Annotated in this window: 14 protein-coding genes; 2 read left to right on the plus strand and 12 right to left on the minus strand. The window is 65.2% G+C overall.

Annotation, left to right across the window (positions count from 1 at the left end; translation table 11 throughout):
- Positions 1-1520, minus strand: a 1520-nt coding sequence (locus tag HMPREF1023_RS15635) for an NAD(P)/FAD-dependent oxidoreductase (RefSeq protein WP_009304640.1), incomplete at its 3' end; no start/stop codon positions are given.
- A 99-nt stretch (positions 1521-1619) separates the two neighbouring features.
- Between HMPREF1023_RS15635 and HMPREF1023_RS02855 the strand changes: the two genes are divergently transcribed.
- Complete coding sequence (locus HMPREF1023_RS02855) at positions 1620-1976, plus strand: NifB/NifX family molybdenum-iron cluster-binding protein (protein WP_009304641.1); 357 nt, start codon at positions 1620-1622, stop codon at positions 1974-1976.
- A gap of 87 nt (positions 1977-2063) precedes the next feature.
- Here the strand turns inward: HMPREF1023_RS02855 and rplT are convergent, their stop codons facing one another.
- Genes rplT through infC form a run of 3 tightly spaced genes read right to left on the minus strand, consistent with a single transcriptional unit; the run spans position 2064 to position 3227 of the window.
- Positions 2064-2417 carry a 50S ribosomal protein L20 gene (gene rplT / locus HMPREF1023_RS02860; protein WP_009304642.1) on the minus strand — a complete coding sequence of 118 codons (354 nt, stop codon included), beginning with the start codon at positions 2415-2417 and terminating at the stop codon, positions 2064-2066.
- A gap of 23 nt (positions 2418-2440) precedes the next feature.
- Positions 2441-2638: a 50S ribosomal protein L35 gene (gene rpmI / locus HMPREF1023_RS02865; protein WP_009304643.1), complete on the minus strand. Its 198-nt coding sequence runs from the start codon at positions 2636-2638 to the stop codon at positions 2441-2443.
- On the minus strand, positions 2631-3227 hold the full coding sequence (gene infC / locus HMPREF1023_RS02870; RefSeq protein WP_009304644.1) for a translation initiation factor IF-3: 597 nt from the start codon (positions 3225-3227) through the stop codon (positions 2631-2633). The genes rpmI and infC overlap by 8 nt, the downstream gene beginning before the upstream one ends.
- A gap of 346 nt (positions 3228-3573) precedes the next feature.
- Between infC and HMPREF1023_RS02875 the strand changes: the two genes are divergently transcribed.
- Positions 3574-3987, plus strand: a complete 414-nt coding sequence (locus HMPREF1023_RS02875; protein ID WP_009304645.1) for a YbaN family protein — start codon at positions 3574-3576, stop codon at positions 3985-3987.
- Positions 3988-4250: 263 nt separating this feature from the next.
- Here HMPREF1023_RS02875 and HMPREF1023_RS02880 read toward each other — a convergent pair whose 3' ends face one another.
- From HMPREF1023_RS02880 to HMPREF1023_RS15640, 8 genes are all read right to left on the minus strand, one after another.
- Positions 4251-4574, minus strand: coding sequence for a VOC family protein (locus HMPREF1023_RS02880; RefSeq protein ID WP_009304646.1), 324 nt, complete (start codon positions 4572-4574; stop codon positions 4251-4253).
- A gap of 170 nt (positions 4575-4744) precedes the next feature.
- Positions 4745-5596: a class II fructose-bisphosphate aldolase gene (locus HMPREF1023_RS02885; RefSeq protein WP_009304647.1), complete on the minus strand. Its 852-nt coding sequence runs from the start codon at positions 5594-5596 to the stop codon at positions 4745-4747.
- 10 nt (positions 5597-5606) lie between these two features.
- A complete protein-coding gene (locus tag HMPREF1023_RS02890; protein ID WP_009304648.1) occupies positions 5607-6605 on the minus strand; it encodes a dihydroxyacetone kinase subunit DhaK in 999 nt (332 codons plus the stop codon).
- Positions 6606-6675: 70 nt separating this feature from the next.
- Positions 6676-7311 carry a DAK2 domain-containing protein gene (locus HMPREF1023_RS02895; RefSeq protein WP_009304649.1) on the minus strand — a complete coding sequence of 212 codons (636 nt, stop codon included), beginning with the start codon at positions 7309-7311 and terminating at the stop codon, positions 6676-6678.
- A 158-nt stretch (positions 7312-7469) separates the two neighbouring features.
- A complete protein-coding gene (locus tag HMPREF1023_RS02900; RefSeq protein ID WP_009304650.1) occupies positions 7470-8606 on the minus strand; it encodes a hypothetical protein in 1137 nt (378 codons plus the stop codon).
- A 33-nt stretch (positions 8607-8639) separates the two neighbouring features.
- Complete coding sequence (locus HMPREF1023_RS02905; RefSeq protein WP_009304651.1) at positions 8640-8984, minus strand: hypothetical protein; 345 nt, start codon at positions 8982-8984, stop codon at positions 8640-8642.
- A gap of 40 nt (positions 8985-9024) precedes the next feature.
- Positions 9025-9816 carry an iron export ABC transporter permease subunit FetB gene (fetB, locus tag HMPREF1023_RS02910; protein ID WP_009304652.1) on the minus strand — a complete coding sequence of 264 codons (792 nt, stop codon included), beginning with the start codon at positions 9814-9816 and terminating at the stop codon, positions 9025-9027.
- Positions 9813-10011, minus strand: a 199-nt coding sequence (locus HMPREF1023_RS15640; RefSeq protein WP_198006008.1) for a hypothetical protein, incomplete at its 5' end; no start/stop codon positions are given. The genes fetB and HMPREF1023_RS15640, both read right to left, overlap by 4 nt.

Raw genomic sequence — 10011 nt, forward strand, 5'->3', positions numbered from 1 at the left:
GCGTCCTGCGCCTCCGACCGCTCGCCCTTGCGCGCCAGCTCCGCGTAATCGGGGCGCGAAGCGGCCACCACGGGCGATCCCGGCAGGCGCTTGTCCAGCACGTCGGGCGCCACGCCCGTCTCGCGCGCCACGATGCGCGCGATCTCCGGCGAGCAGAACCCGCCGTGGCAGCGCCCCATCATCGCGCGCGTGCGCCACTTCAGCGCGTCGAGCGACAGCACGGGCAGCGGAGCGTGCAGCGCGGCCACGATCTCGGCCTCGGTCACCTCGCAGCAGCGGCACACGATGTGCCCCCACCGCGGGTCGGCCTCGATGGCGCGCGCACGCTCGGCCTCGTCGCGCTCGGCGAACGGCTTGCAGCGCTCGCGACTCGCCTGGAATTCCCCGTTCGCCTCCGCGCCCAGCTGTTCCGCCACCGCCTGCGCCACGTGCTCGGCTACGGCCGGAGCCGAGGTGAGCCCCGGCGAGTCGAAGCAGGCGATGTTGAAGAACCCGGGCGCGTCGTCCGGTTCGCCGATGACGAAGTCGTCGCCGTCGGCGTTCGAGGCGCGCAGCCCTGCGAAGTTCGCGATCATGCCGCGCGCGCCGGCGTCGGGCCACGTCTTCTTCGCGGCGTCCAGCACGAAGCGCAGCCCCTCCGCGCTCGTGGACAGGTCGGTCTTGCTCGCCTGCTCCACGGCGTTCGGCCCCACCAGCAGGTTGCCGTGCACGGTGGGCGTCACGAGCACGCCCTTGCCCGCTGACGACGGCGCCTGAAACACGGTATGCGAGAACAGCGGGCCGTACTCGGAATCGTACAGGCAGTACTCGCCGCGCCGCGCCGCGATGCGCAGGCGATGCGCGCTCACGGCATTGTTCAGCTCGTCGGCGAACACGCCGGCGGCGTTCACCACCGCGCGCGCCGCGTACCGCGCGCCTGTCGAGGTGGACAGCAGATAGCGCGCGGACGAGGGCGAGCCCGCGGCCAGGCGCTCGACGGACACGACGCGCTCGTTGAAGCGGAACGCCGTGCCGTGCAGCGCCGCCTGCTCTGCCGAGAACAGGGCAACCTCGTACGGGTCGCAAATGGCGCCCGTCTCGGCCAGCAGGCCGCCGCGCACGTGCGGGCTCGCATGCGGTTCGAGCGCGCGCACTTCGGCGGCGTCCAGCTCGCGCACGCCTTCCACGCCGTTCTCCGCCGCGCGCGCCACGAGGCGCCGTATGCTGGCCAGCTCCTCATCGGAGAACGCGAGCACGAGCGAGCCGTTGCGGACGTAGGAGAATCCCAGCTCGTCGGCCCATTGCGGAAACAGCTTGGACCCGGCCGCGTTGAAGCGAGCCTTGAGCGTTCCAGGCAAAGGGTCGTAGCCGGCATGCACGATGCCGGAGTTCGCTCGCGTCGCGCCGCAGGCCACATCGTTGCCTGCCTCAAGCACCACGACGTTCAGACGCCAGCGCGCCAATGCACGCGCCGTCGTCGCGCCGGCAACGCCGGCTCCCACGATCGCAACGTCGATGCTCTGCAGAGGTTCGGTATCCATGTCGTTCAGCTTACTATTTATCCCCGTTGAGCGAAAGAGCGGATACACAATCGGCCAAGCGCGGTATCGTTATTTCCACGAAGCGACGAAAGGAATCACATGAGAATAGCGGTGGCGAGCGAAGGACTGGCCGTATCTCCCTATTTCGGACATTGCGCAAGCTTCACCTGCTATAGGATCGAACGGGGCATCATCGTCGAGTGCCAGAACATGCCGAACCCTCATCAGACCCCTGCCCGCATCGCCGCGGTGCTGCGCGAGCTCGATGTGACGGCGGTCATCACCGGCATCATCGAGCGCGACGCCGTGGAAGCGCTGCAAGCAGCCGATATCGAAGTAGTGTCCAACCAAGCAGGAAGCGCCCGAGATGCAGCCGAGGCGTATCTCGCCCACACTCTCATCGGCACGGACGAATGGCATAACGACGAAGAAGTCCTCGGAGCCATCGAGTCGTAGCAGGAAAGCCGGCAGGAAAATCCTCCCCTAACGAAAGCGCCCCGCCGGCTTATCCGACGGGGCGCTGTTTTTGCATAGACGCGAAGCCTACAGAGCCTTCTTGGCGACCTCGGTGATGGCGGTGAACGCCGCGGGATCGTTGATGGCCATGTCGGACAGCACCTTGCGGTCCAGCTGCACGCCTGCCTTCTTGAGGCCGTTCATGAGCACCGAGTAGCTCATACCGTTGATGCGGGCGGCCGCGTTGATGCGGGTGATCCACAGACGGCGGATCTCGCGCTTCTTGTTGCGGCGGTCGCGGTACATGTACTGGAGCGAATGCTGCACCTGCTCCTTCGCGGCACGGTAAGAACGGGACTTCGCACCGTAGTAGCCCTTGGCGCGATTGAGGACGGTACGACGCTTCTTATGGGCGCTGACTGCGCGCTTGACACGAGGCATGTTCTATCACTGTTCCTTTTCGATTAGCGGAGGCCGAGGTTACGGGCGATGACCTTCTGGTCAGCCGTGGCCACTTCGGTTTCATGGCGGAAGTTGCGCTTGCGCTTCTGGCTCTTCTTCGTCATGATGTGGCTCTTGAACGCCTTCGAGCGCATGATCTTGCCGGAACCGGTAACGCGGAATCGCTTCGCGGTGCCGCGATGAGTCTTCATCTTAGGCATGGTCGTTCCCTTCTTCTTTCTTCTCGTTCTCTTTCTTTTTCTTCGCCGCGACTGCCGCAGGCAGCGGGGCGATGAGCATGTGCATGTTGCGGCCTTCCATCTTGGGCTGGTTCTCGATGACCGCTTCGTCCTTCAGGTCGTCGGCCAGACGCTCCAGGATGGTGAGACCCAGCTCCGGGTGCGCCATTTCGCGACCGCGGAACATGATGGTGATCTTCACCTTGTTGCCGGCTTCGAGGAAGCGCATGACGTGCTTCTTCTTCGTCGTGTAGTCGCCCACGTCGATCTTCGGCCGGAACTTCATTTCCTTCGTTTCGACCTTGCTCTGGTTCTTGCGAGCCTGCTTGGCCTTGATGGCCTGGTCGTACTTGAACTTGCCGTAATCCATGATGCGGCACACGGGCGGTTCCGCGTTCGGCGCGATTTCCACGAGGTCGAGCCCCTGGTTGTCGGCCACCCGCTGGGCTTCCGCCGTCACGTAAATACCCATCTGTTCGCCATCGAAGCCGATCAAACGGCATTCGCGAACCGTGATCTCTTCGTTGAGCCGAGGCTCCTGAGCAGCTATCGCGCTCACCTCCCAATCCATCGCGCTTCCGCGCCATAATAAAAACCCGTAGCTTTGGGAGCATACGGGTTTCGCATTCGTATTCAGGCTTTGTAGCCGGTATTCGAGCGACCCATCAGCAGCCAAAGCGCCGAACCAGGTGGAGGGTCTCCCCTCGCTTGAACAAACAACTTGCTTATTGTAGCACGGGATTTTTAAGATGCAAGAAAATCATGAGGGTTTTTCGTCCGGGTTTTGGATCCGCATCTTCAGCAAGGTGGGCAAAACCCGTTAATTTCCCATGTTCCGACGATCGCACGATCGCGATGCGAGCCTCTTCGGTATACTGGCTGCAGCCTGTACCGCCTTACGCGACGGAAAGGACGTCATGAATCGCATCGTTCGTTACCTCATGCTCGCCGGCGCTTGGACGGCCTGCATCATCGGCTGCATCGGCGTGTTCGTGCCCGTGCTGCCCACCACCCCGCTGCTGCTGCTCGCGACGTTCCTGTTCGCGAAATCCTCGCCGCGCTGCCACGCCTGGATCATCTCGACCCGGGTGTACCGCACCTACGTCGCCGCGTTCAAAGAAGCCGGAGGCATCCCGCTCGGCACGAAGGTGCGCATCCTGGCCGTGTCGTTCACGCTCATGGGCCTGTCCGCCTGGTTCGTGCAGAAGCCCCTCGTCTGGGCTATCCTCGGATGCGTCAGCGCGTTTTTGCTGTATCTCATGTTCGTGCGCATCCCCACCATCACCCCCGAGCGCGTCCAGCTGATCCGCCAGGTCGAAAAGGCCGAGTAAGAATCAGCCAGGAAGCGGGAACGTCGTCGAACGGCAATAATCGACCGGTTTGGTAATCTTGGAGAGGATCCGGCCGCGGCGTTTCGGGTCTGCCGAGCGTGATCGAAGGCGTTTTTCCAGGTCGCATGTTCAAAGCGTAAAACAAAGCGAATCTGCGGGATTACCAAACCGATCGATTCCTGCCGCGGATCGGGGGTTTCGCCGTCAAGCCGATCCGGAAAAGCGGCGGCCCCGTCTTCGGGGCCGCGCTCAACCGCCAATCGCTAGTTCTTGTCCTCGTAGAGCTCGATCACGGCGCCGTCCTTCTCGACGAAGGCCAGACGCACACCGGGACCCGCGTCCATGGGGTCGCAGATGACGCGGTCGGCATCGTCGACGTACCGGTCCAGATCGTCCACCGCGTAGGCCACGTGCCAGCGACGATGCAGCTCTTCGGGGAAGGGCGTGCCCTCCTCGAACTTGAGGTACTCCACCTTGTAGTCGTAGTCGTCGACGTTCGACACCCAGAACTTCATGGCCTCGTTGTAGATCATGTTCGGCTTCTTCTCCGTGATGGGGATGCCGATGTGCATATAGGTTGCGGTCATACCGATCTCCTCTCGTCTCCAGGTTGGCGTAGTAAGTCAGCGAGGCTGGCTGCGGTGCCCGAGATTCGTGGGATCGCAGAGGCGAAGCGTACTTTGGTACGCGAGTATCCGGGATCGCGCGAAGATCGGGTGCCACAGCCAGCCGCAGCGTCGGCTGGTTCCGACGGCCGTCAGGCCGACGGAACCATACTGAACATGTCCATGGCGGCTTCCGCGTCGGCCTGCATGGCGGCGGTCGCCGCGTTGGCCAGGGCGTGGAAGTACTTCGGGTGCTCTTCGGCGATGAGCGCCTCGACGGCGCGCACGCCCGCGTTGCTCATGTAGCTGAAGTAGTTGATCTTGCGGATGCCGGCACGGATGGCCGCCCGCGTGTCCTCGCACGACAGGCCGCTGCCCCCGTGCATGACGAGCGGCACGCCGCAGCGGATGCGCAGCTCCTCGATCAGCTTGAAATCGAGGTTCGGCTCGGCCCGGTAGAAGCCGTGCACCGTGCCCACGCTGGCCGCGAGGGCGTCGATGCCCGTGTCGGCCACGAAGCGCGCGGCCTCGTCGGGGTCGGTGTACACGTTCTCCCGGTCGTCGTCGGCGTTCTCGAGCCCTTCGTGGCCCGTGGTGAAGCCGATCTCGGCCTCCACGTCGGCTCCGTACTCGCGCGCCAGCTCCACGGCGCCCAGCGTCAGCGCCACGTTCTCCTCGTAGGGCAGCTGCGAGCCGTCGATCATGACGGCCGAGAACCCCAGGTCGAGCGCGCGGCGCACGTAGTCCATATCCTCGCCGTGATCGAGCATCACGCACACGGGCACGCGCGAAGCCTCGGCGCGCGCCACCATGATGGGGCCGATCACGTCGATGGACGTCTCCTCTTCGTGCAGCTGGGCGTGCTGGATGATGACGGGCTCGCCGCGATGCTCGGCCGCGCCGATGGCTGCGAGCAGAAGCTCCAGGTTCGGCGTGTCGAAGGCCGCGGCAGCGCAGCCGTTCTCTTCCGCCCAGGCGAGGACGGAGCTCAGGGAAGCGAGCATGACCCTCCTCCTACTTCTTCAGGTACGGCGTGTTGCAGGGCGCGTTCCACAGACGCAGCAGCTCGTCGTCCATGCGCGCCATGAACATCTGGAAACCGGCCTGCTCCTGCACGGTCAGCATCTCGCCGACGAAGTTCGCGACCACTTCGATGTCCTGCTTCGCCAGCTCCTTGACCGCGGCTCGGTACACGATGAGCTGCTCCATGAGCGTGGTGGCGCCCGAGCCGTTCACGATGAGCATGACCTTCTCGCCCGGCTGGATGCCGATGTCCTTCGCCAGCGCGTTCACCATGATGGCGGCCGTCTCGTCGGCGGACTTCATGGGCTGGCGTCCGCCGCCCTCCTCGCCGTGCTGGCCCATGCCGATTTCCATCTCGTCATCGCCGAGCTCGGCCAGAAGCGTGCCCGTCTGCGGATGCGTGGCGCCGCGCACGGCCACGGCCAAGGTGGCCATGTTGTCGGCGAAGCGCTGCGCGACGGCGGCAACCTCCTCGAGGCTTCTGCCCTCGGCGGCCGCTGCGCCGGCGATCTTGTACGTGGGGATGCAGCCCACCAGGCCGCGGCGGTCGTCGGCGTTCTCGCGCGGGGCGTTCGACACGTCCTCCTGCGTGACCACCTTGACTACGTTGAGGCCCTGCTTCTTGCACTGCTTCATGGTCATGTTGCCCGTCAGCATGTCGCCGGCGTGGTTGAGCACGATGTAGAGCACGCCCTTGCCCTTGTCGGCCAGCTTGATGGCGTCGACGCAGGCCTGCGGACCGGGCGCGGCGAAGATGTCGCCCACCACGTCGATGTCCACCATGCCCTCGCCCACGAAGCCCTCGATGGCCGGCTCGTGGCCGCTGCCGCCCTGCGTGACGATGGTGACGCGATCGGCCTCGGCCAGCTTCTTGTTGATCACCATGTTGTCCTCGCCCAGCTCGAGGATGTCGGGATTGGCCAGGGCCAGGCCCTCCAACAGCTCGGCGGTGAGGTTCTCGGGATCGTTGATGAACTTCTTCATCTGCATGGTGCTCCTCCTCAGTCGTTTGACAGCCGGAAAAGAAAGGCCTGCCGCACGACGCGGCAGGCCCGATTGCCTAATGATGCGCGGCTCCCGTTGCAAGCCCGCGCAAGAACAGCGAGGTCGACACGGCTCCCGCGTCGGGCGTGCCGATGGTGGCGTCGCCGTAACTGCGCGCGCGGCCGAACTTCGAGGCGAAGCCCTCTGACGCCCGCGCGCCGGCCTCGGCAGCCTCTGCCGCGGCCGCGAACACAGCTGCCGCGTCGTCGCCTTCGGCCTCGCACGCCTGCGCGGCCTCCACGGCGGGGATGAGCGCGTCCATCATGGTCTTGTCGCCCACCTGCGCGTTCGTGATGTCCTGCATCTCGGCTAGGCAGCCGGCGAACATGCGGCGCGCGGCGTCGGCAGACAGCTCGTTCTCGTCGTCGCCCAATTGCGCGCCCAAGCCGGAGATGAGCGTGCCGTACAACGGGCCGGCCGAGCCGCCCCGCACGGCCATGGCGGCCATACCCAGGTCGTCGAGAAAGTCCTTGATCGATTCCTCGTCCCATGCCTCGGCGCGCTCGTCCATGAGCTTGGCGATCTTCGTGATGGTGATGCCGTGGTCGCCGTCGCCGAACTTCGAGTCGATGTCGCTCAAGCGGTCGGCCTGCTCCAGCATGAGCCGCGCGCTCTCGCGCAGCATGGCCTTGCACGTGCCCCGATCGATCATGGATGCCCCTCTTTCGTCGGTTATCGCCCTGCAGCAAACTCTACCCGCAACGTATCGAGCGGTCAATGGGCGAAAAGCGTGCAGGTTGGCGCAGTAAGTCAGCGAGGCTGGTCGTGGCGTCAACCCGTTCCGCCGGCCGCCAGGCTGACGGAACCCTGCTACGCGTTGACGTACACGTATACGATGCGGATGGTGTCGGCGAGGTTGCCCGACGTGTTCGCCGTAGAGTAGTTGTACAGCAGCAGCGCCGACCATTCGTGCGCGGCTCCGTTCAGATCGACCGTGCCGGAGAACGAGTACGATTCCTTGACGAGCGTAGTGCCGTCGCTCGCGTATTCGGAGTATTCGGTTTTGTCGGCGGGAAGCTGCGCCGAGCCCGCAGGCACATTGACGCCCGCCTCCTGCAGCGTCTTCTCGATGATGCCCTCGTTCTTCACCGCGTCGACGAAACTGAGCGAGCCGTAGCCCAGCGACGCGGTGGCCGCGGAGTAGCCCGCCTGCACGACCGCACCGTCCTCGTTGAGACCGAGGTACACCGTCGGCGTGCCGGAGCGCGTGTCGGCCGGCTCGTCGGTAAGGGCCACCGTCACGTTCGTCTTGACGGGATTGCCCTCTTCGTTCACTTCCTTCGAGGTCGTCTCGGTGGCGCCGTGCTTGAGCGCGGCGATGGCCTCGTCCTTCGTCATGCCCAGCACGGCAGCCAGGTTAGGAACGTTCGTCTTCTTAGCGGTGGCGGTGGTGGCGTCCTTCGTTTCGTCGGTCTGCATGGAACCCACTTCCTGCGAGCTCTGCTGCTCTTGGGTCTGCTGCGTCGCGATCAGCTGGCTTTCCTCGAACCACTGCCATGCGAAGTATCCCAGCGCGCCGATCAACAGGATCAGCAGCACCACGATGGCGATGAGCACGCGGCGCATGCGCCGCGATTTGCGCTGATAGGCGGGGATCTGCTGCTTCTGCTTCTTTTCCTTCTTCTGCTTTCCGTGACGCCCCTGGGGCTCCTCGGGCTCCGCGGCTACGGTATCGTCGCCGAACAGGAGCGGAGGAGCGTCAACCGGCTCAAGAGCCTCGATGGCATCAGGGTACTCGTCGTCGTTGTCGCCCCGATAGCTGAAACCGCCGGCATGCGCGCCGTCGCCCACCGGGGAGAACGCCTCGGTCAAGCCGATGCGCTCGTCCGATCCGTCGACGGGCGCCTGCGCGTCGCCCACGGGCGAGAAGGCCTCGGTGAGGCCGATGCGCTCGTCGGAGCGGTCGGAGGGGGTGCCTTTGGGTACGTTGGGAGCATGTTTGGGCATCGTTGAACCTTCCTGACAGGTGGAACGGGGGCGCTAGCGCAAGAACAGGTACCACGCGACGATCGCGACCACGCCCACCGCGGCGAGCGCAAGCACGACCTTCTGCGCAAGCGGCATCGGGGCAGCTTTGAGATCGTCCATCGTGGTTTCCCGATAGCCCTCGTTCCCGGCCTTCTCGCGCTTCGGCCGCGCGTCCTCGTCGGTCGAGGAGCCGTTCGCCGCAGCGGGCTCGGGCTCGGGCGCCGGCTCCTCTTCGCACGGCGATGCGGGGGCGGGATCAGCGGGCCGCGTCGGGCGCGCTCCCGCCTGGATGACGACGTCGTCCTCGTCGTCGGGCGTCACGGTAATATGGGAAAACTTGGGTTCGCCTGCAACCACGGATCGTCCTTTCACGTCAATGCGATTATAGATGATTATCCTAGCGTATGCCCTCGTCCAAATAATATCCATCGGGCGCGAAGCGCTTGCGGTACGTCATGAAGCAGGCCGTCACGATGGCGACGGTGTTGGCGGCCGACAGCATGAGCATGACGACGATCTGGTACTTCGCCGCCGACAGAGGATCGGCTCCCGCCAGCAGCTGGCCGGTCATCATGCCGGGGAACGTCACGATGCCCGCCGCCGACATGTTCGCCAGCACAGGCGTCATGCCCGCCCCGATGGCGGCCTTGAGCGAAGGCGCGGCGGCCTCGCGCGGCGTGGCGCCCAGGGCCGTGAGAGAGAACATCTCGCTTGCGCGCGCATCGAGGTCCGAGAACAGCCTGTCGATGGCCACCGCCACCGCGGCCATGGCGTTTCCCATGATCATGCCCACGATGGGAACCACCTGCCGCGCGTGGAACCACGGGTCGGCGCGCACGACGCCCTCCACCACGATGAACCCGACGACCAACGACGACACGAACAGCGACACGAACACGGAGGGGACGAGCCCGGGTATGCGGCTCTTCACCCGCGACACGGCTATCTGGGTGGCGGCTATCACCATGGCGGCCAGCACGAGCGCGACGAGCCACCAGGTTTGGAACTCGAACAGGTACGTCAGCAGGAACCCCGCGGCCAAAAGCTGCATGAAGCAGCGCACCGACGACACGACGATGCGCCTCGTCTGGCCGAGCTCCAACTTCCACGATACGAGCCCGGCCACCAGCATGAGGGCGCTCGCGGAGAACAGCTCGACGTAGCCGATGTCGACGACGCCCCCGCTCACGAGCGCGTCCCTTCCCCGTCGGCGTCGGCGCGCGACGCGTACGACAGCGCCCCGTCGCGCAGCGAGAAGGTGCCGCAGGCCACGCCGTCGGCAGCGCGGTGTCGGATGCGCAGACAAGCCATGCGATCGTCGACGAGCGATTTGGTCAGGCGCCCCACCGCGCGAGCCGACTCGTCGTCGAGCGCGGCGTCCACC

The organism is Eggerthella sp. 1_3_56FAA (genome assembly GCF_000185625.1).
Taxonomy (GTDB): domain Bacteria; phylum Actinomycetota; class Coriobacteriia; order Coriobacteriales; family Eggerthellaceae; genus Eggerthella; species Eggerthella lenta.

Bases quoted from the DNA above. Each gene is read 5' to 3' on its own strand.
- HMPREF1023_RS02855 (WP_009304641.1), top strand. From the start codon at position 1,620: ATGAGAATAGCGGTGGCGAGCGAAGGACTGGCCGTATCTCCCTATTTC.
- rplT (WP_009304642.1), bottom strand. From the start codon at position 2,417: ATGCCTCGTGTCAAGCGCGCAGTCAGCGCCCATAAGAAGCGTCGTACC.
- rpmI (WP_009304643.1), bottom strand. From the start codon at position 2,638: ATGCCTAAGATGAAGACTCATCGCGGCACCGCGAAGCGATTCCGCGTT.
- infC (WP_009304644.1), bottom strand. From the start codon at position 3,227: ATGGATTGGGAGGTGAGCGCGATAGCTGCTCAGGAGCCTCGGCTCAAC.
- HMPREF1023_RS02875 (WP_009304645.1), top strand. From the start codon at position 3,574: ATGAATCGCATCGTTCGTTACCTCATGCTCGCCGGCGCTTGGACGGCC.
- HMPREF1023_RS02880 (WP_009304646.1), bottom strand. From the start codon at position 4,574: ATGACCGCAACCTATATGCACATCGGCATCCCCATCACGGAGAAGAAG.
- HMPREF1023_RS02885 (WP_009304647.1), bottom strand. From the start codon at position 5,596: ATGCTCGCTTCCCTGAGCTCCGTCCTCGCCTGGGCGGAAGAGAACGGC.
- HMPREF1023_RS02890 (WP_009304648.1), bottom strand. From the start codon at position 6,605: ATGCAGATGAAGAAGTTCATCAACGATCCCGAGAACCTCACCGCCGAG.
- HMPREF1023_RS02895 (WP_009304649.1), bottom strand. From the start codon at position 7,311: ATGATCGATCGGGGCACGTGCAAGGCCATGCTGCGCGAGAGCGCGCGG.
- HMPREF1023_RS02900 (WP_009304650.1), bottom strand. From the start codon at position 8,606: ATGCCCAAACATGCTCCCAACGTACCCAAAGGCACCCCCTCCGACCGC.